13 protein-coding genes and 1 riboswitch are annotated in these 19,950 nt (G+C 68.7%); of the genes, 6 read left to right on the top strand and 7 right to left on the bottom strand.

The window, feature by feature from the left end; translation table 11 throughout:
- Positions 1-96 precede the first annotated feature (96 nt).
- Positions 97-1,074, bottom strand: coding sequence for a LacI family DNA-binding transcriptional regulator (locus ACFFRH_RS32255; protein WP_344743412.1), 978 nt, complete (start codon positions 1,072-1,074; stop codon positions 97-99).
- 147 nt (positions 1,075-1,221) lie between these two features.
- Here ACFFRH_RS32255 and ACFFRH_RS32250 point away from each other — a divergent pair, with 147 nt between their 5' ends.
- From ACFFRH_RS32250 to ACFFRH_RS32235, 4 genes are read left to right on the top strand one after another with little or no spacing between them, the layout of a single operon-like run.
- The gene (locus tag ACFFRH_RS32250; protein ID WP_344743413.1) at positions 1,222-2,109 is read left to right on the top strand and encodes an NAD-dependent epimerase/dehydratase family protein; all 888 of its coding nucleotides are present in this window, start codon (positions 1,222-1,224) and stop codon (positions 2,107-2,109) included.
- A gap of 24 nt (positions 2,110-2,133) precedes the next feature.
- A complete protein-coding gene (locus ACFFRH_RS32245) occupies positions 2,134-3,000 on the top strand; it encodes a 5-dehydro-4-deoxyglucarate dehydratase (protein WP_344743414.1) in 867 nt (288 codons plus the stop codon).
- Positions 2,997-4,040, top strand: coding sequence for a mandelate racemase/muconate lactonizing enzyme family protein (locus ACFFRH_RS32240; RefSeq protein ID WP_344743415.1), 1,044 nt, complete (start codon positions 2,997-2,999; stop codon positions 4,038-4,040). The genes ACFFRH_RS32245 and ACFFRH_RS32240 overlap by 4 nt, the downstream gene beginning before the upstream one ends.
- Positions 4,037-5,953 (top strand): DUF6807 family protein, encoded by a 1,917-nt coding sequence (locus tag ACFFRH_RS32235; protein WP_344743416.1) that lies wholly within the window; start codon positions 4,037-4,039, stop codon positions 5,951-5,953. Before ACFFRH_RS32240 ends, ACFFRH_RS32235 begins: the two co-directional genes overlap by 4 nt.
- A 217-nt stretch (positions 5,954-6,170) precedes the next feature.
- Here the strand turns inward: ACFFRH_RS32235 and ACFFRH_RS32230 are convergent, their stop codons facing one another.
- From ACFFRH_RS32230 to ACFFRH_RS32210, 5 genes are all read right to left on the bottom strand, one after another.
- Complete coding sequence (locus ACFFRH_RS32230) at positions 6,171-10,067, bottom strand: NB-ARC domain-containing protein (RefSeq protein ID WP_386161195.1); 3,897 nt, start codon at positions 10,065-10,067, stop codon at positions 6,171-6,173.
- Positions 10,068-10,736: 669 nt separating this feature from the next.
- A complete protein-coding gene (locus ACFFRH_RS32225) occupies positions 10,737-11,243 on the bottom strand; it encodes a lytic polysaccharide monooxygenase auxiliary activity family 9 protein (protein WP_344743417.1) in 507 nt (168 codons plus the stop codon).
- A gap of 244 nt (positions 11,244-11,487) precedes the next feature.
- Positions 11,488-13,734: a 5-methyltetrahydropteroyltriglutamate--homocysteine S-methyltransferase gene (gene metE, locus ACFFRH_RS32220; protein ID WP_386161194.1), complete on the bottom strand. Its 2,247-nt coding sequence runs from the start codon at positions 13,732-13,734 to the stop codon at positions 11,488-11,490.
- Positions 13,735-13,823: 89 nt separating this feature from the next.
- A riboswitch (cobalamin riboswitch) is annotated at positions 13,824-14,034 on the bottom strand.
- 287 nt (positions 14,035-14,321) lie between these two features.
- Positions 14,322-14,516, bottom strand: a complete 195-nt coding sequence (locus ACFFRH_RS32215; protein WP_344743419.1) for a DUF397 domain-containing protein — start codon at positions 14,514-14,516, stop codon at positions 14,322-14,324.
- Positions 14,507-15,331 carry a helix-turn-helix domain-containing protein gene (locus tag ACFFRH_RS32210; protein ID WP_344743443.1) on the bottom strand — a complete coding sequence of 275 codons (825 nt, stop codon included), beginning with the start codon at positions 15,329-15,331 and terminating at the stop codon, positions 14,507-14,509. Before ACFFRH_RS32210 ends, ACFFRH_RS32215 begins: the two co-directional genes overlap by 10 nt.
- A 177-nt stretch (positions 15,332-15,508) precedes the next feature.
- Between ACFFRH_RS32210 and ACFFRH_RS32205 the strand changes: the two genes are divergently transcribed.
- The gene (locus ACFFRH_RS32205; RefSeq protein ID WP_344743420.1) at positions 15,509-15,835 is read left to right on the top strand and encodes a hypothetical protein; all 327 of its coding nucleotides are present in this window, start codon (positions 15,509-15,511) and stop codon (positions 15,833-15,835) included.
- Between the two features lie 1,077 nt (positions 15,836-16,912).
- Here the strand turns inward: ACFFRH_RS32205 and ACFFRH_RS32200 are convergent.
- A complete protein-coding gene (locus tag ACFFRH_RS32200) occupies positions 16,913-17,125 on the bottom strand; it encodes a hypothetical protein (protein ID WP_344743421.1) in 213 nt (70 codons plus the stop codon).
- A 447-nt stretch (positions 17,126-17,572) separates the two neighbouring features.
- On the opposite strand from ACFFRH_RS32200, the gene ACFFRH_RS32195 reads away from it, so the two are divergent.
- Positions 17,573-19,555, top strand: coding sequence for a tetratricopeptide repeat protein (locus tag ACFFRH_RS32195; RefSeq protein WP_344743422.1), 1,983 nt, complete (start codon positions 17,573-17,575; stop codon positions 19,553-19,555).
- Positions 19,556-19,950 lie beyond the last annotated feature (395 nt).

The following is a 19,950-nucleotide window of genomic DNA, read 5'->3' as shown; positions in this document are numbered from 1 at the left end:
AACAGATCTAAGGAAAGCCAGACAGGCCAGACAAAAGCCGGGCAAAACAGAAAGAGAAGAGAGCCCAGGGCTCAGCCGGGCGAGGAGATCCGGAACTCAGGCGGCGTCGTGACCCCCGGAAGGCTTGGGCGGCGCGGTGGACTCCCGGACCACCAGGTGGGTCTCCAGGACGGTGGCGGCGCTCATCGACTGGATGAGCAGATCGACCGCCATCCGGCCCGCGTCGCTCGCGGGCATCGCGACCGTGGTGAGCTTGGGGCGGTGCAGCCGTCCGGTGATGCTGTCGTCGAAGCCGATCACGCTGACGTCGCCCGGCACCTCGACGCCGAGGACCTCCAGCCCCTCGATGAGGCCGATGGCGACGAGGTCGTTGTAGGCGAGCACGCCGGTCACCCCCGCCTCGGCGACCTTGGGCGCGGCGGCGATCCCGCCCTCCTCGGTGGGTGAGTTGGGGCCGATGACGACCGTGTCGAGACCGGGGATCTCCGAGACGGCCTTGCGGATCTCGCCGCTGGTCCACGAGCCCGCGGGCCCCGCCACCAGGGCGACGCGCCGGTGACCGAGTCCCACGAGGTGCTCCATCGCGGCGCGGGCGCCGTTCGCGACGTCCATCACGACCGTGGTCAGCCCGCGGATACGCCGGTTGACCAGCACGAACGAGACCTGCTCGGAGAGCTTCTCCAGGGCCTTGTTGGACAGCCGCGGGCTGCACAGCACGATGCCGTCGACCTGTTTGGAGAAGGCCAGTACGAGGTTCTCCTCCTCGACGGGGTCCTCGCCGGTGTCGGCCACGAACAGGTGGTAGTCCTGGCGGCGCGCGGCGGCCTGCGCGGCCTTGATCAGCGGGGGGAAGAACGGGTTCGCCAGATCGGCCACGATGAGCCCGATGTTGTTGGTGCGGCCCGTCTTGAGCGAGCGGGCCGCCCGGTTGGGCCGGTAGTCGAGCTGTTCGGCCGCCGCCAGCACCCTGGTCCGGGTCTCGGCGTTCACCAGATGGGGCGCCGAGAAGGTCCGGGAGACCGTCGACACATGGACACCCGATGCCTGGGCGACGTCCCGGATGGTCACTGACATGCCGCACACCTTAACGCAATCGTTTGCAGACCGGTCAACCATAATGAGACCGGTTGCCGGTGATTGACCCCGCTCACTTGACGTATTGTCCTGCCGGACGCGATTGTTTACTGCAACTGATTGCAGTCTTCAGAAGGAGTCCACACGGTGAGCAGAGTGCTCGTCACCGGCAGCGCGGGCCGGCTCGGCCGCAGCGTGGTCACCTCGCTCGCGGCGGCCGGACACGAGGTGATCGGCGTCGACAGCGCGCCGGGCACCCCTCGCGAGGCCGCCTCGACCCTTCCGGCGGACCTCACCGACCTGGGTGAGGCCCACGCGGCGATCGCGCGGTTCCGGCCGGAGGCGGTGGTCCACCTGGCGGCCATCGCGGTGCCGTTCAGCCGTTCCGAGCCCACCACGTTCCGGGTCAACACCCAGCTCGCCTTCAACATCTGCGCGGCCTCGGTCGCCCTCGGCGTGGAGAAGCTCATCGTGGCGAGCAGTCCCACGGTGATCGGTTACGGCGCGCCCGGCGGCTGGACCCCCGCCTACCTGCCCCTCGACGAGGACCACCCGACGGAGCCCTGGAACGCCTACAACCTCTCGAAGGTCGTGGCCGAGCAGACCATGCGGACGTTCGCCCGGACCACCGAGACCACCCGGATGGCCGCGGTCCGCCCCTGCTTCGTCGTCGCGCCCGAGGAGTGGGAGGGCGCGCCCACCCAGTCCGGGCACACGATCACCGAGCGGCTGAACCGGCCCGAGATAGGCGGGACCTCCCTGTTCAACTACCTCGACGCCCGCGACGCCGGCGACTTCGTCGACACGCTGCTCACCAGGCTCCCGCTGCTGGAGACGAACGGCGAGGTCTTCTTCGCGGGCGCCGCCGACGCCCTGGCCCGCGAGCCGCTCGCCGAGGTGCTGCCGACCGTCATACCGGAGACGAAGGCGTTCGCCGCCCACCTGACCGGTACCGCCCCCGCCTTCTCCTCCGCCAAGGCGGAGCGGCTGCTCGGCTGGACCGCCAAGCGCAGCTGGCGTACCGAACTCTCCTGAACTCTCCCGAAAGAGAGCCCGATCATGAATCTCGAAGGTGTCCTTTTCTTCCCCGTGACCCCCTTCGGCCCGGACGGTGAGCTCGCGCCCGGCGTGCTGGCCGACCACATCCGGCAGGGACTCGGCCACCGGCCGGGCGGTGTGTTCGCCGCCTGCGGGACCGGCGAGTTCACCGCGCTGTCGGAGGCCGAGCACGCCCAGGTCGTCCGGGTGGCGGTGGAGACGGCCGCCGGGAGCGTCCCGGTGTTCGCCGGGGCGGGCGGGCCGATCGGCGCGGCGCTCGCCCAGGCGCGGGCCGCCCGCGAGGCGGGCGCCGACGGGCTGCTGCTCATGCCGCCCTACCTCGTCCAGGGGCCCGGCTTCCCCGAGTACGTACGGGCGATCGCCGCCGAGCTCCCGGTGATCATCTACCAGCGCGGGCCGATCGCCCTCGAACCGGAGGTGGCGGTCGCGCTGGCCGGGATCCCCGGCGTCATCGGGCTGAAGGACGGCCTCGGCGACATCGACCGGATGCAGCGGATCGTACTGGCCGTCCGGGAGGCCCACCCGGACTTCCTGTTCTTCAACGGGCTGCCGACCGCCGAGCTGACCCAGCCCGCGTACCGGGCCCTGGGCGTCGGCCTGTACTCCAGCGCGGTGTTCTGCTTCGCGCCCGAGATCGCCAACGCCTACCTGAACGGTGACGAGCGGCTGATCACCGAGTTCTACGCGCCGCTGGTGCGGCTGCGTTCCAAGGTGCCGGGCTACGCGGTGTCGCTGGTCAAGGCGGGAGTACGGCTGCGCGGGCTGGACGCCGGCGCGGTCCGCCCGCCGCTGGTCCCGGTGACCCCCGAGCACGAGGCGGAGCTCGAGGCGCTGATCAAGTCTGGACTCGCCCTGGTAGCGCCATGATCAAGGATCTGGCGGTCACGCTGCGCTCGGTGCCCCTGAGCCGTCCCTGGGGCGCGGACGTGCCCTTCAACCACGCGCTGCTCGTCACGATCACGCTGGACGACGGGCGGCGCGGCACCGGGCCGGCGTGGACGCCGCAGATCGGGGCACAGGCGATCAAGGCCCTGCTGGAGCACGACGTCCGCGACGCGGTGATCGGCCTGCCGCCGCACCCGGAGGTCGTCTGGGACCGGCTGTCGGCCCACCTCGGCGAGGCGGGCCGGGCCGGGATCGTGCCGATCGCCCTGGCCGGGGTGGATCTCGCACTGTGGGACCTGCGCTGCGGCGAGCGCCCGCTGGTCGAGGTCCTCGGCGCGCGGCGCGAGAGCGTCCCCGTCTACGGCAGCGGGGTCAACCTCCACTACTCGCTGGAGGAGCTCCGTGCGCAGGCCGAACGGTGGGTCGCCACCGGGTACACCGCGGTCAAGATCAAGGTCGGCCGCCCCTCGCTCGCCGAGGACGTCGAGCGGGTGGCCGCGGTCCGCGAGGTGATCGGCCCCGACCGGCTGCTGATGATCGACGCCAACCAGCGCTGGGACCTGCACCGGGCCCGGACCGCGCTGCGGGCCCTGGAGAGGTACGACCTGTTCTGGATCGAGGAGCCGCTGCCCGCCGACGACCTGGCCGCCCAGGTGGAGCTGCGGCGGAGCGTCGGCACCCCGGTCGCGGTCGGCGAGAACGTCGCCACCGTCCACGGGTTCCGCGACCTGCTGACCGGGGGCGCCTGCGACGTCCTCCAGCCGAACCTGGTGCGGGTCGGCGGGATCACGCCGTTCCTGCGGATCGCCGAGCTCGCCCGCGCCTTCGACGTCCCGGTCTACCCGCACCTGCTCACCGAGCTGTCGGGTCAGCTCGCCCTCGCGCTGCACCATCCCGCGATGGTGGAGAGGGTGGAGGACGCCGCGCTGACCGATCTCGGGCTGCTCGCCCCGCCCTTCCCCGTGGAGATCACCGGGCCGGAGCTGCGGGCGACCGGAGCGCCGACGAGGTGGGTGCCGTGAAGCCGGTACGCGTGGTGGTCGCCGGGATCCACGGCCACGGACGCAACCACGTGGAGAACGTCCGGCGGCTCGCCGCGACCGGCCGGGCCGAGCTCGCCGGGGTCTGCGACACCCGCCCGGCGCCCGCCCTCGACGTGCCGTGGTCGGCGGACCTGCCGTCGCTGGTCACCGAGACCGGGGCGGAGGTGGTGGTGATCGCGACGCCGATCCACACCCACGCGCCGCTCGCGGTCGCGGCCCTGCGGGCCGGGGCGCACGTGCTGCTGGAGAAGCCGCCCGCGCCGTCGGTGGAGGAGTTCGAGCGGATCTCCGCCGCCGTGGCCGAGACGGGGCTGGCCTGCCAGGTCGGCTTCCAGTCGCTCGGCTCGGCCGCCGTCCCCGCCGCGGCCGGGCTGCTGGGCGAGCCGATCCGCGGCATCGGCGTCGCCGGGGCCTGGACGCGCCCGTTCACCTACTACTCGCGCGCCCCCTGGGCCGGGCACCGCCGGCTGGACGGCGTGGACGTCATGGACGGCGCGCTGACCAACCCGTTCGCGCACGCGGCGGCCACCGCGCTGGCCGTCGCCGGGGCCGACGCGGTCTCCTCGATCGAGGGGATCGAGCTGGAGCTGTACCGGGCGAACGCGATCTCCGCCGACGACACCTCCAGCGCCCGGCTCCGCCTCGCCGACGGAACCGTCATCGCGATCACGGTGAGCCTGTGCGGCGACCGCCGGACCGAGCCCTACCTGCATCTGCACGGTGAGACCCGCTCCGCCCTGCTCTTCTACACCCTGGACGAGATCGAGATGGACGGCGTCCGTACCGGCTTCGACCGGGTCGACCTCCTCGGCAATCTCCTGGCGCACATCAGGGAGGGCGAGGAGTTGCTGGTGCCGCTGGAGCGGACCGGCGGCTTCACCCGGTTGCTCGACGAGATCCGGCGCGCGCCCGACCCGCTGCCCGTCGACGGCGCCCGTACGGAACCGTCCCGGCTGGTGCTGCCGGGCATCGACGGCCTGGCCGTGCGCGCCGCGGCGGAGCTGAAGACCCTGTCGGAGGTCGGTTTCCCCGGCGGTCCCGGTTCCCGGCGGGCCACCTGGCCGGAGACGGTCTGGCCGGAGACGGTGCTGCGCGCCGGTTCGCGGGAGGTCGCGACCTACGTCCAGCGGGGCGACCTGCGGGCGACGGACGCGCCCCGGCCCCACCTGCATCCGGTCCGCACCCTCGGCGGGACGGTCGTGACCGAGACCCAGCCCGACGACCACGTGCACCACTTCGGGGCGGGCGTGGCGATCTCGGATGTCAACGGGGTCAACTTCTGGGGCGGCTCCACCTACGTCCCCGGCACCGGCCCGACGATCCTGCCCAACCACGGACGGCAGCGGCGGCGCTCGCTGCGCCCCGTGGACGGCGGCTTCGCCGAGCGTCTCGACTGGACCGGACCGGACGGCGACGTCCTCGCCGCCGAGGAGCGGACCCTCACGGCCCGCGCCCTGCCCGGCGCCTGGGCGCTGGACGTCACCTTCACCCTGCGCAACCGGACCGGCGAGCCGCTGTCGATCCAGAGCTCGGCCTGCAAGGGCCGGACCGGCGCCGGCTACGGCGGGTTCTTCTGGCGCGCGCCCAAGGACTCCCCCGGGCTGGACGCCTTCACCGCCGACGCCTCCGGCGAGCGGGCCGTGCACGGGAGCCTCTCGCCCTGGCTCGCGCTGACGTCCGACGACTGGAGCCTGCTGTTCGTGCAGACCCTCGGGCTCGACCCTTGGTTCGTCCGCGTCGAGGAGTACCCCGGCGTCGGACCGGCCCTGGCCTGGGACACGCCGCTGACCGTCCCCGACCGGCTGGAGCGCGCGATCACCGTCGTGGTCGCCGACGGACGGCTCACCACCGGACGGGCCGCCGCCCTCGCCGCGGAGCTCGCCGTCCCCTGAGGATCTCCGCTGTGGGGCGCCCCGGCGGGACGGCGCCCCACAGCGGACCGCGACGCGGAGAACCGGCGCTCCGGCCTCATGGACTCGCGAACAGCACCGTCGCACGGCCGTCGAACCGGTGACGGCCGCACCGGCCACCGTCCGGGCGAAGAGCGGTCGGGCGGAGGGCGGTCGGGCGGAGGGCGGTCGGCCGCCGTCCGGGCGTGATGGACGTCCGCTATCCGGGCGGCGGGTAGAGGTCGAACCCGTACAGGCCCTGGTCGCCGCCCGCGGCCAGGGCCAAGCCGCTGGGAAACCAGGCCAGGCAGTTGAGGCCCGCCTCGACCCGGGCCCCGGCGGCGGACGACTCGCCGTACCGGTCCCACACCCGGATGGTGCCGTCGTCGGAGCACGTGGCGAGCAGGTTGCTGTCCGGGGAGATCGCCACTCCGCGGATCCTCCCCTCGCCGCCGGACAGCCTCGCCCGCTCCCTGCCGCCCGCCGACCAGACACGGGCGCCGCCGTCGTCGAAGCAGGCGGCCAGCCAGGTGCCGTCGGGGGCGATCGTCACCCCCCGGGCCGGTCCCGGGCACCCCTTGAGCGAGGCCCGCGCCTTCCCGTCGGCTCCCCACAGGCCGGCCGTCCCGTTGGCGGAGAAGATGGCGAACCACCTGCCGTTCGGTGCCACGGTGATCTCGCCGATGTCCTCCACCCTGTTCCTCAGGGTGGCGTACCTGCGGCCGTCCGGTTTCCAGAGCTGGATCCTCCCGTAGATGGACAGGGTCGCGAGCCAGCCGCCGTCCGGGGAGATGAGGAGGTGGGCCGTCGCCCTGACGTTCGCGACCAGGACGGCGCGCTCGGTGCCGTCGGCCCACCACACGCGGGCGGTGCCGTCTTCCGAACAGGTGGCCAGCCAGGTGCTGTCGGGCGCGATCACCACCTCGCGGACCGGCCCGGTGTGACCGGCCAGCACCGCCCGCCTGCTGCCGCCCGCGCCCCACAGCCGTACGGCCCGGTCGGCCGACCAGGTGGCCAGCCAGGTGCTGTCGGGGGCGATCGCCACTCCGCGCAGGCGGCCCGAGTGTCCCGTCGGGATGGCCCGCCTGCGGCCACCGGCGCCGCGGATCCGGACGACGTGGTCGGCCGACCAGACGGCGAGCCACGTCTTGTCCGGCGAGACCGTGCCGCGGTGGCCGTTCTCCAGGGGGACGGTGAGCGTCGCCCCCTCTATCCTGTCCTCGTTCCAGAGTTTCACCGACCCGTCGCCGGAGTGCGTGGCGATCCAGCTGCCCTCGGGGGAGATCGTCACCTGGCGCACGGTCCCGGTCCGGCCCCTGCGGCCCTGCCGCGCGGCGCGCTCCGACTGCCAGATCCGGATCGTCCCCTCGTCGGAGCAGGCGGCGAGCCAACTGCTGTCGGGCGCGATCACCACCTGCCGGACCGTCCCCGCGTGACCCGTCAGAGCGGCTCGCTCGGCACCGTCGGCCTCCCACAGACGCACACTCCGATCACCGGAAAGCGTCGCCAGCCAGCTGCCGTCCGGCGCGATCACCACCTGCCGGACCGTCCCCGCGTGACCCGTCAGGACGGCCCGCTGCCTGCCGTCGGCCTCCCACAGACGCACACTCCGATCACCGGAAAGCGTCGCCAGCCAGCTGCCGTCCGGCGCGATCACCACCTGCCGGACCGTCCCCGCGTGACCCGTCAGGACGGCCCGCTGCCTGCCGTCGGCCTCCCACAGACGCACCGGACCGGTGGACGCCCAGGTGGCCAGCCACGAACCGTCGGGCGAGATCCGCATCCCCGACGCCGCCCCGGTGTGTCCCGTCAGGACGGCCCGCTCGGCGCCGTCGACTCCCCACAGGCGCACGCTCCCGTCTCCCGAGAGGGTCGCCAGCCATGAGGCGTCAGGTGAGACGGCGATCCTGGAGACCTTGCCGATCGGCCTGTTCCTGCCGGAGACCTTCTCGTCCTCCTGGCTCCAGCCGCGCATCCTCAGGACGTCCTTCAGGCTCCGCGACCTGGTCCTCACCCTGATCCGGCTCCTGAGGACCAGACGTCTCCCCCCGTCGGGGCTCCAGAGAACGACCCCTCCCGTCGCGGAGAGGGTCGCCAGCCACGAGCCGTCCGGCGCGGCCACCATCCCGGCGAGCTTGCCCATCCCGTTGCGCAGGACGGCGCGCCTGCTCCCGTCGGGATTCCACAGGCGGCCCCTCCCGCTCGCGGAGAGGGTCGCCAGCCACGAGCCGTCGGACGCGGCCACCACCCTGACGAGCCTTCCCGTCCCGTTGCGCAGGACGGCCCTCTCCGTGCCGCCGATCCCCCATATCTGCACCCTCCTGCTCCCGGAACGGGTCACCAGCCACGAGCCGTCCGGCGCGACGACGACCTCGTGAACCCGCCTGCCGTGGGTGGCCAGCGTGGTCCGGGTGGTGCCGTCGACCTTCCAGATCTGCGCGCCGCCGTCGCGGGCGTGCACGACGAACCGCGATCCGTCCGGTGTGACCGACGCCTCGTCGAGCCGTCTCGTCGCCGAGGTGAGGGTCCGCAGGAGGCAGGTGGCGCCGTCGTCGGGCAACGGCCAGCGGGCTCTCAGGAAGGTGGTCTCGTTCTCCTGGCTGTAGCGCTCGACCGACGCCCGCATCGGCGGGAACGCGTAGAGGCGGGCCAGCAGGTTCGCCGTGGAGACGGCGTCCGACTCGAAGGGGGTGAGCAGGTGGGCGCTGCGGGCGATCAACCGGCGGACCCCGGCGACGGAACGGGAGGTCGACAGCGCCAGATCCGACTCCGCCGCGGCCACCCCGAACGCGCGTACGCGGGCGACGAACCACCGCACGTCGTGCAGGAGCGACTCCAGCTCCCGGTATCTCCTCGCCTCGGAGAGGTGGAAGAGCAGATGGTCCCAGAGGTAGGGCACGGTCAGGGGCAGCCTCCACCATTCGGCGTCCGCCGTGAGGTCGTCGTCGGGTATCAGGTTCCTCGCCTCGTCGAGGAGGTCGCGGTTGGCGGCCTCGGCCCGCTCCTTTCCCAGGCCGCCCTCCGAGCGGACGGCGGAGCGGACGACGTCGTGGATCGTGATCGACGGCGCCGTCTCCCCCGCGTGGCGCATGCTGACCAGCGAGAGGTCCCGGAGCCTTCCGCAGAGCCGCTCGGCCTGCTCGGACGTGAGCCCCGCGGTGCCCCGCCAGAGCAGCTCGACGACGGTGAGCGGGATCTCGGCGTCCTCGGGGAAGACGCCCAGCTCCAGGAAGCGGGCCCGGTCGAACGCGCCGAGGGCCTCAAGGCCGTGCTCGACGGTGGCGAGCACCGCGGTCTCCCGCTGGGAGGCGACGGTGACGTCCAGGACGGCGGGGACCGTACGGCCGAGCCGCTCGGCCGCCCGGCGCGCGGCGACGTCGGCGTTCGTCCCCGCGCCGTGCTCGTCGCGCAGCCGCGCGTTGACGAGGGACAGCAGCAGCGGCCACCTGCCCGTCAGGCCCACCAGGTCGCTGACGACCCCGGGGTTCATCGGCGGCAGCCCCCGGCTCAGCACCTGGACGGCCACCCGCGGCGCCATCTCGTCGACGATCATCGCGATCGCCTTCGAGGGCAGCGCCCGGGGCAGCCGGGTCGTCACCAGCACCCGGGACCTCACGGCCGCGGACAGGAAGGGGCGCAGCTGCTTGAGGCTCCACACGTCGTCGACCACGAGCAGCACGCGGCCCCGCTCCGCCAGGGCCTCGGCCATCCGGTGGCCGGCCTGCTCGGGGCTGGAGAACTCCGGCCGGACGCCCAGCACGGCCTCCGTGACGTCGTTGGCGAGCGCCGCGATGTCGGCACCGGCGCGGTCGCGGCCCACGGTGACCCAGATGACGCCGCCGCCGAACCGCTTCCGCACCTCGTCGCTGTGACACGCCTCCACGGCCAGGGAGGTCTTGCCGAACCCGCCCGCCCCGGCGAGACCCGTGGTCAGCCCGACGGTGCCCGAGCCCCTCATCGTGAGGGTGGAGATCACGTCGTCCAGCTCGGTCCTTCGCACCCAGCCCGGCTGCCTGTCCGGCACCAGGAAGAGCCCGCCGCGCGTGCGCGACTCCCTCAGTTTCGGCGTCGTCCACGCCAGCAGCACGACAAGGGAGGCGGTTAATCCGAAAATCACGACCCATTCGATCCGGTGCTCGACGACCGTGTCCGGAAGATATTCTTCGACCATTCGCACCGGAAGTCCGACCAGGATTCCTAAAACCACCAGAATCGCCGTGGCGACATCGGTGATTCTTTTTGTGCGACGAGCCACCGCCCACCCCTACAGTGCCGACCCCTGCCCCGACGGGCGCCGGGAACCCTGGACGCACGATATCTGTTCCCCATTGCCCTTGAGTTGAATCACCGATGTTTTGGCAATTAAAGCGCAGGCGAAAAGCCGTGTTGCACACTTTGAGCTGCTATGTCCACGACGTCGCGCCCGCCATTCCGACTCCCATTCAAGGGAGATCCTTTTCCGTGACGTCGCGGTCGCACTTGGTGACCCCTTTCGAATCGTCCAGGGAGCGGGCCGCGGGGGGAGACACCGGGAAGGCACCAGGAAGATGCCAGGAAGGCACCGGAACGGCGAAACCGCCCCCGCGCCCATCGGGCCGGAGACGGCGCGGGACGCCGTCGGGCCGCGAAGGGCGCGGGAGCGGTTCGGGTCTGGCGGACCGAACAGGTTCGACAAGTCGAACGGGTCTGGCAGGTCTGGCGGATCTGGCAGGTTCGACGGGTCGAACGGGTTCGGCGCGTCCGGACCTCCGCGGTCAGGTCCGACCGGGAGATCGCGGGCCGTGGATCAGCGCTGCAGGTCGACGCAGGAGTAGAAGGCGTTGGCGGTGTCGGCGATGTTCCAGACGGCGAGGACCTTCAGACGGCCGGTCCTGCCTCCCAGGTTCACGTTGTGCGAGACGGTGGCGCCGGGCTGCCTGCCGCCGTCGTTGAACACCGCGATCCGGGTGTTGCCGATGAAGTACTCCCACGTGCTGGTGGCGTGACGGGCGGTCAGCACCCAGTTGAAGGTGACCGAGTTGCCCACGCTCGTCGCCGGCCAGCCCTTGCTCTCGTCGCTGAGCTGCGAGAACCGGGCGACGTTGCCGTGGCAGTTCTTCAGGCCCTTGGGACCTTCCACGCTCTGCGGCTCGTAGATGATGTCGCCGCAGCCGGTGACCCGGCCCTGGGCGCACATGGCCTGACGGCTCGGCGGCGACGAGATGTAGCCGTGCGCGTTGGCCGGTGAGGCGATGAACACGGTCGAGGCGACGGCGATGATCGCCATCGCGAGGAAGGTGACCGTTCTGCGCATATCCTGCTCCTTCGCTGGGGGGTGGCTCAAATATAAAAGAAAGTTTCCTAACAGTAAACCTTCGAGTCATGAAAGATTCGGGAGTGAGTCAGGCGCGACGGGCGTCCGTACCTCCCCGGCGAGGAGAGCGAAGAGGGGGCGCGACCCGGACAGGTCACGCCCCCTCGAACACGACGGCCGCCAGGCAGTCAGGCCGTCTCCCCGCAGACGCGCAGGGCCTCCAGGCCGCTAAGCCGCTAAGCCGTCAGGCCGTTTCCCCCCGGACGCGCAGGGCCGCCTCGACCATGTTCCTGAGGCTGGCCTTCGTCTCCGGGTAGCCGCGGGTCTTCAGGCCGCAGTCGGGGTTGACCCAGAGCAGGGCCGGATCCACTGTGGCCGCGGCCGTACGCAGAGCGGCCTCGATCTCCCCGGTCGAGGGCACCCTGGGCGAGTGGATGTCCCACACCCCGGGCCCGATGCCGCGCGTGTAACCGAAGGCGCGCAGGTCGTCCAGGAGCTCCATCCGGGAGCGGGCCGCCTCGACGCTGGTCACGTCGGCGTCCAGGTCGCCGATCGCGCCGATGATCTCCCCGAACTCCGAGTAGCACATGTGGGTGTGGATCTGCGTGCTGTCGGACACCCCGCCGGTGGCGAGCCGGAACGCGGCGACCGCCCACTGGAGGTAGGCCTCGCGGTCGGCCCGCCGCAGCGGCAGCAGCTCGCGCAGCGCGGGCTCGTCGACCTGGATGATCCTGATGCCCGCCGCCTCCAGGTCGCGGGTCTCGTCGCGCAGCGCCAGCGCCACCTGCCTGGCGGTCTCGCCCAGCGGCTGGTCGTCACGGACGAAGGACCAGGCCAGCATGGTCACCGGCCCGGTGAGCATGCCCTTGACCGGCTTCTTCGTCCGCGACTGCGCGTAGGAGGCCCAGCGCACCGTCATCGGCTCGGGACGGGAGACGTCGCCGAACAGGATCGGCGGGCGGACGTAGCGGCTGCCGTACGACTGCACCCAGCCGTGCTCGGTGGCGGCGTAGCCCTCCAGCATCTCGGCGAAGTACTGGACCATGTCGTTGCGCTCGGGCTCGCCGTGCACCAGCACGTCCAGGCCGATGTCCTCCTGCAGCGCGATGACGCGGTCGATCTCGGCCTCCATCCTGCGCTCGTACCCGGCCCTGTCGATCTCGCCCGAGCGCAGGGCGGCGCGGGCCTGGCGCACCTCGCCGGTCTGCGGGAAGGAGCCGATGGTGGTGGTGGCCAGCGGCGGCAGGCCCAGGTCGGCGTTCTGCACGGCGAGCCGCTCGGCGTGCGGGGCGCGCGGGGTGCCCTCGCCCAGGGCGTCCAGCCTGGCCCGTACCCGGGGGTTGAGGAACCGCTCGACGCTCCTCTCCCCCGCGACGACCTCCTCGCCGTTCAGCGCCCTGCCGATCCGTACGACCTCGTCGACCTTCTGCCTGGCGAAGGCGAGCCGCTCGCGCAGCCGCGGGTCCAGCGAGGTCTCGGCGTCCAGGTCGAGCGGGACGTGCAGCAGCGAGCAGGAGGTGCTCACCACCAGCCGGTCGCTCAGGCCGAGCAGCGCGGCGCAGGTCGCGAGCGCCTTCGCGGTGTCGGTACGCCAGACGTTGCGGCCGTCGACGACCCCGGCGACGAGGGTCTTGCCGGGCAGCCCGCCGGCGGCGGCCAGCGCCTCCAGGTTGCCGGGGGCCGAGACGAAGTCCAGCCCGACGGCCTCGACCGGGCCGCGGGCCAGGATCTCCAGCGCGGGCCCGATCTCCCCGAAGTAGGTGGCCACCAGCAGCCGGGGGCGGCTGCTGAGCTCGCCCAGCCGCGCGTAAGCCCGGCGCAGCGCGGCCAGCTCCTCGTCCGTACGGTCGGCGGCGAGCACCGGCTCGTCCAGCTGCACCTCGGCCACCCCCGCCGCGGCGAGCCGTTCCAGCAGCTCGGCGTAGGTCTCCAGCAGGCCGTCCAGCAGCCGCAGCGGCGCGAAGCCCGGCTCGGTGGACTTGGCCAGCAGCAGGAACGACAGCGGCCCGACCAGCACCGGCCGGGTCTCGACGCCCAGCCGCCGCGCCTCGGCGTGCTCGGCGAGCGGCTTGCTCCAGTCGAGCCGGAACCGGGTGCCGGGGCCCAGCTCGGGAACCAGGTAGTGGTAGTTGGTGTCAAACCACTTGGTCATCTCCAACGGCGCCACCCCCTCGGTGCCCCGGGCCATCGCGAAGTACGGGTCCGCGGCCCCGGAAAACCGCTCGGGCACCGCACCCACCAGCGTGATCGCGTCCAGCACGTGGTCATACAAGGAGAACGTGTTGGACGGTACCGCATCCAACCCCGCCCCCGACAACTCCCGCCACACCCCTTGCCGCAAACCGGCGGCCGTCTCCTGAAGGCTCGCGGCGTCTGCGCGCCCGACCCAGTAATCCTCCGTCGCCCGCTTCAACTCGCGACGGCCCCCGACACGCGGGTACCCCAAAACGGTCGTGGTGACCTTACCCATGGCGTCCTTCCCTCGGCTCATGCCATGCCGACCCACGACCACGCGGAAGGAACACACGGGAAACACCTATCCCAGGCCCTCCCACGAGGCCACGGATCACCGCACACCGGACGGCGCACGGGCGACTGGCAGGTCTTCGGACTCGCGGGCACCACACACACTCCTACTGACCGTCGCTTCCCAGGTGACACGCACCCAGTGCCGATGACGGCGTTCGTTCCCACTCACCGCTGCGGGGCAGTCCCGGAATCACACCGGGTTCCCTCTTACGACTCCCGACACCAACACGACGCCAGGAGAACCAACCGCGCCACGAGCATAACCCGCCTGCCGAAGAGCCCACGCTCACTCTGTCCGAGGGGCACCACACTGGAAGCGGCCACCGACACGGCGAACCCTTCTGGGCGGAACTGATTCGGCAACGTATCGCTACCGCTCGGCGGATCGCCCGAGAGCGCGAACGCCAAGACCGGGGCTGACGATCGTGTTGATCACGCACCGAGTGGTGTGGTCGGCGGAATGCCGTAGGCACCCGAAGGGCTCGCGAAGCGAGTTCGGCCGGCGACACCACGGCGGAAAGCCGGGCACCGCCTCAGAAGGGGAACGGCTTAGATCGTGTCTGCCTTCACCGAGGTGATGAAGTCGGCCCACACCTCGGGGGTAAACGCCAGGGCGGGGCCGTTGGGGTTCTTGCTGTCGCGGACGGCCACGATGCCGGGGAGGTTGGTGGCCACCTCGACGCAGTCGCCGCCGTTGCCGCCGCTGCGGCTGCTCTTGAACCACCGGGCGTCCGTCAGGTCCATGATCCCATCGCTTTCTCCATCAAGGCCACCGATGCGGACTGCGGCAGGGCGCAGGCCCGTAGCGCATCAAGCTGGGTCAACAGGGTCTCGATCTCGGTGGGACCGTTGACGATCTGACCTTCGGCTGCGGTTTCCAAATAAACTATATCGGGCGATCCTCTGAAGCTCGCGATCACGAAAGCCCCAGTTAGACCAGCGTGTGCGCCCACGTCGAGCGGGATGACCTGAATGGTGATCCGGGGCCGCCGGACCAGTTCGAGAAGTTGCTCCAGCTGCTTGCGCATGACCTGCGGGCCACCGACCGGACGGATCAGCACGGCCTCATCGAGGATGGCCCAGAACATGGGCGGGTCCGGCTTGGTGAGGATCCGTTGGCGCTCCATGCGCGCGGCGACCAGTTCCTCCACCTGCTCGTCGGTGTCGCCTGGTCGTCCCGCTCGCAGAACCGCCCGCGCGTAGTCCTCGGTCTGTAGCAGTCCCGGCACGAGGACGGGCTGAAAGCTTCGCAGGGGCCGGGCCTCTCGTTCCAGCTCGACGAACGGCCGAAACCACACGGGGTAGACGTCTCTACCGATCAAGGGCCACAGACGAACGAGAGCACCGCCCGTCTCCAGCACCTCGTCACACTTCGCCGCGAACTCCCTCGTCGGCGCACGCTTGGCCGTCTCGACAAGCCCGACAAGGGAGGTGGAGTAGGAGATTCTGTGTGCCAACTCCTTCTGGCTCCATTGTGCTTTCTCCCGGTATTTGCACAGTTCAGAACCCCAGTAAGCAAGGACGCCGGCGTTCGCGTCCAGCTCGCTCGGTGAGGGCATCTGCACTCCCGTCCTTCATGGCTCTACACAGATCGTTGCGGGTCCTACATGAGACGCAACTGAATGTGCGGATTGAGCGTTGGAGGCGCACACCTACCGAACGTAACTGCCTGGCGACAGTCTTGGAAGGGGAATCCGACTACGTCCATCGATCGCGCCGAGAGGAGACGGACAACGATGATCGCTCCCGCTCCGCTAACCGGAACGCCTGCCGTACATGCCGCTGACCAGCTGAGTAACGCGCTGGAACAGCATGGGATAGCCGCTGACGTCCATGACGGCTACGGCATCGCCCTGGTGTCGGCCTGGGTCGATCTTCTGGTCTGGACCGACGGCTTCGTCTACCGCTGGTGGACGGGACAGTTTTCGGGGCGAAGCCGCCGACGGCTCTACACGGCCTACACCGTGGACAACCCGACCGCCGCCCGCTGCGTCGCCCGGCGCTACGAGGAACTACAGCAGGGCCACCCGGCGTCGCCACTGCTTCATGGGGACCCGTTGTGATCCTGGTTGAGGAGTGCCTAAGTCCTCATGTGGCCATGGCGCAACGCGATCACACGCGGTTGCAGTGGCGGCCTCCGGATCGCTGATCGCGTAAGGCCGGTGAGCTGGACCTGTGTATGCCGCGCCACGGTCTACGAACTGTGCCAGGGCGGCGGGCAGGCGTTCATCCGGCGAACCGTTCAACTCGACCGCGAGCACGAGGTCCACGAGACGTGCCGATGGTCTTTCCCCGAAGCTCGGGTGATATGGGCGGCACTGCTGGCCGGTAGAGCCCGGTAGAACGGGCGTGGCGGCGTGTGCTTCGGAGGGACGGCGTCGCCACGCCTGCCAGGGCCACCATGCAGGCTCCTGGCCCATTCCTCCCCTGTCCCCGATAGCTGCTGTCTGTGTGGCCCGACCGAGGGGTCAACTCCGTCTTCGCGTGTCCGTTCCCCACGACGTACACCGCTACCCCACACCCAACAGGTACAGACGGAGTTGACGCCGACCGAGGGAGACAAACACTCCGGTAGCGGGGGCGGGGAAGTCACGGCCCGCAACCTGGCTCTTGATCCGGCATTCACCAATGATCACGGCAAGCAGGCTGCATCGTAAGAGCTTTGATCGTTTACAGGGTACTCGTCGGAGTTTGCCGGACGTGGGCGGACGGCGGGCGAGAACGGCCTCCCAGGCCGCAGCGCAGCCCGCCGGGCCGCCAAGCGGCCGGGTGGGCTCTGGCCGGGCAGACAACCCAATCAAAAAGCACGTGCTTTAGGAGTCAGGAGGTCTCGGAACGTGTTTTTTGTAGGCAAGGGAGGGTGGTTGGAGTAGAGAGATCCAAATTTACGTACGTATTTGGCATGAACGAAGAGATCAAGCACATATGTAGTTCATCTATTGCTCCAGCAACTGCGGCCGATCAGCACCGCACTGTGGGCAGCGCCCCGGCTGTCCGGCGGGGATCTCAAATTCTTCCCGACGCAACCAGCGGCAGCAGATCACCCGCTGGACTTTTATCGACCGTACCGGCCCTGGAGGTTCGGACTCTGTAAGGTTCAGGGCTGAGCGCCCGCCGCTTTCAGGCTTGCCAACGTGTAGTCATAGGTGTGCCAGCGGCGCACTGGTCCGCCCGGCCAGACGTTCCATTCCTGTGTGGTCGATCGACTCCCAGCCGACGTCGGAGAACCCCGTTTCGAAGTGCAGAATCTCGATCTTCTCCTCCCGCCAGAATCCGCTGTTGGCCTCTACCCGGCCGTAGGAGGAGAGGTACAGTTCAGTTGGCTCGTACAGGATCCATGGGGATCGCGGCACGGTAAGACAGCAACGAGGCTCCTGGTTGGGGCATCGGATCTTGGTCGAGTACCGTCTTGCCGGGAGCCTCACCTCACCGCCAATCCATACCCTCGACCCACATCCTGACCAGCACCAGCAGGATGAAAATGGCTCACGTCTCCCAAGCGGGATCTGATGTAGTCTGGAATAGTGCCTTGGGATGCAATTGGTGCGATCGCCTCTATTCTGGCAATTCCGGTTGCGATCTTGCTTGGGGTTTCGGAGCTACGCAAACGGGGACGAGGCATTCTGCAGCCTCTCGAAACGTCGGTACCTCAACTAATCCGTGAGCGAGGACGGACAGGATCCGCAAGCCGCGAATCATCCTCAATTCATCCCCCTCTGGGCAGGTTGCCGAGCAAGATACGCGGCCGAGACGATCTGCTGGCGCTTCTGCTGAGACGGGTACGCGAGCGGGACCCACGGGTGCATGTGCTCGCCGGGCTGGGTGGATCAGGAAAAACAACCATTGCGCTGGAGCTCGTGAGGATGCTCTCGGATGGCGAGAAGCGAGTGTGGTGGGTGGACGCATCCAACCAGGCCCAGCTGATGTCCGCGATGATGCAGATTGCGCAGGACGATCTCGGTGTGCCAAACGGTTCGATCATGGAAGCGCTGGCCGGCAAGAGGAACGCAGCCGACCTGTTCTGGGAAGCCATTTTCGAAAAAAGTTCGCCCGGATCGTACATGTTGATCTTGGATAACGCAGACAATCCGGATGACCTGATTTTAAGCAAGGGATCTCGACTCGGTGATGGCAACTCCTGGGTACGAGGCTACGTCGAATGCTTTACGTTGGTCACCTCCAGGGATCGCAACGAAGCCACCTGGGGATCTCGGGCCGTTGTACTACCTGTCGGCCCACTTGATTCGGACGCGGCGACCACCGTTCTCCTGGACCTGGCTCCCAATGCTCGCGATGTGTCCGAAGCAGGCTCGCTGGCCGAGAGTCTCAACAGACTGCCACTTGCTCTTCATTTGGTCGGCACGCATATCGGCTCCCCATACAGTCGCTATCAGAGTTTTGCGGATTACCGGAATGCGCTAACGGTGAATTTCAAGGAAGCGATCGCTGCCGGAGATCTGAATGCGGTCACTGATCGCGAAACGATCAGTCGAACCTGGGCGACCTCGATCGATGCGCTGACCGACCGAGGAGTCGCGCATGCCGACCTCCTTATGTCGATCATCGCGCAGTTCTCTCCCGGGAAAGCCGTCCCGTTGCGCATGTTCCAGACCGGCAGAATGCGGAGGGCCTTGGGAGTCGAGAGCCAGGATCTGATCTTTACTGAAATCTCGGCCCTGGGTCGTGTGGGGCTGGTCGATGAAGCAGACGCACTGGGACTCCCCGGTCTGCTGGTACACCCCCTGGTCGCCGACACGGTCCGCACCCAGAATCGATCATGGAAGAAACTGATTGCACGCCCTAATCGGTGGCGCTGGCTGTTCATTTCTCATTGGAGCGTGGCAGTGGATCTTCTTTGGGCATATTCGCAGGACATCAATCCGCGCAATCCGGGCGACTGGCCCCAATGGCATCTGGTCGCCAGTCATCTGCGAGCGCTTATATCGAACTCCGCCCAGATCCATCAGGCAGACGTCAGAGGAATCACTAAAATAGCTGCGAAGACCGTTTACGCCTTATGGGCTGCAGGTAACTACGTGGAGGCGGAAGACGTAGCTAGTATGGCTGGCGAAATTGCACGAAAGCTTCCGAAAGAAGACCTCGATCTACTGAGGTTCGAGCACTATCATGCGATCCTTCTTACCCATCGCGGCGAGTTCGAAAAGGCGGAATCACTTCTCAAAAGGATAACGTCCATCCGTCAGTGCCGACTGGGTGAAGAGCATCCGGAAACGCTGGGAAGCCTCCATAGTCTGGCTGTCATAGCGTGGCTGCGAGGGGATTTCGCCGCAGCCACACCGCTGTTTGAAGTCGTATTCCTGGCCCGTCGGCGCGTGCTGGGCAGGGAGAACGAGGAAACGCTGAGAAGCCAGCACTCCCTGGCCGCTGCCAAACGAACGATTGGCGAGTACCAAGAGGCTGCCGCACTATATCAAGATGTTATCGATATACGCCGGAGGATTCTTGGTGACGAACATCCCGAAACCCTTTCGGTCCGCCATGGTTACGCAATGTTAATTCATGAAAATGGACAATACGATCAAGCTGAGAGGCAGTATCGCGAAATCCTGGAAATTCAGGAGCGTAGGCTTGGGCCGAAGTATCCAGATACGATTAAAAGCCGCTACGACCTTGCTGAACTTTACAGGGCGATCGGCCGAATCGACGAAGCGAAGAGTCTCTATGAGTCGGTGATCGCCGCGCGGGTGGAAGTGCTGGGACTCATGCATCCAGATACGATTCTCGCGAAAGAACGCATGGACCAGCTCGAAAGCAACCTCTGATCAAGGTAGGGCCGATCTCATCGTCGCGGACGGCGAACACCTCGCGGACGCGACCATGATGATTCGATGGCATCTCCTGACCGCAGCGGCTCTCGTCATCGCGACCGCTTTCCGGGATCGAACACCAGCTAACAAACCTCAAAAGTCTCACCCGTTGTAAAGGCAGACCTGGGAAAACGATGGAGACCCCTTCATTACGAGTCAACGGCACGTCCCAGGTCGATGGCCTTGCGCCCTGGTCAGATGGTAGATACGGGTCGGTGGTGTGTGATCGTGTAAGGCGGTGTTGCTGTATGGGACTGCTGTACTGAGCGAGAAAGCCGAGCGTTACATCGGCTCGGAGATCATGAGGCCGGTCTGGGCGATGAACCCGGCCAGGAGCTCGGGCTGGTACT

This window comes from Streptosporangium vulgare, from assembly GCF_042428775.1.
In the GTDB taxonomy this organism is placed as follows: domain Bacteria; phylum Actinomycetota; class Actinomycetes; order Streptosporangiales; family Streptosporangiaceae; genus Streptosporangium; species Streptosporangium vulgare.
Note: the sequence above shows the minus strand (reverse complement) of the source record. Positions and strands in the feature narration are given on the sequence as shown.

Bases quoted from the DNA above. Each gene is read 5' to 3' on its own strand.
- ACFFRH_RS32210 (WP_344743443.1), bottom strand. From the start codon at position 15,331: ATGCCCTCACCGAGCGAGCTGGACGCGAACGCCGGCGTCCTTGCTTAC.
- ACFFRH_RS32225 (WP_344743417.1), bottom strand. From the start codon at position 11,243: ATGCGCAGAACGGTCACCTTCCTCGCGATGGCGATCATCGCCGTCGCC.
- ACFFRH_RS32245 (WP_344743414.1), top strand. From the start codon at position 2,134: ATGAATCTCGAAGGTGTCCTTTTCTTCCCCGTGACCCCCTTCGGCCCG.
- ACFFRH_RS32215 (WP_344743419.1), bottom strand. From the start codon at position 14,516: ATGGACCTGACGGACGCCCGGTGGTTCAAGAGCAGCCGCAGCGGCGGC.
- metE (WP_386161194.1), bottom strand. From the start codon at position 13,734: ATGAGCCGAGGGAAGGACGCCATGGGTAAGGTCACCACGACCGTTTTG.
- ACFFRH_RS32255 (WP_344743412.1), bottom strand. From the start codon at position 1,074: ATGTCAGTGACCATCCGGGACGTCGCCCAGGCATCGGGTGTCCATGTG.
- ACFFRH_RS32240 (WP_344743415.1), top strand. From the start codon at position 2,997: ATGATCAAGGATCTGGCGGTCACGCTGCGCTCGGTGCCCCTGAGCCGT.
- ACFFRH_RS32205 (WP_344743420.1), top strand. From the start codon at position 15,509: ATGATCGCTCCCGCTCCGCTAACCGGAACGCCTGCCGTACATGCCGCT.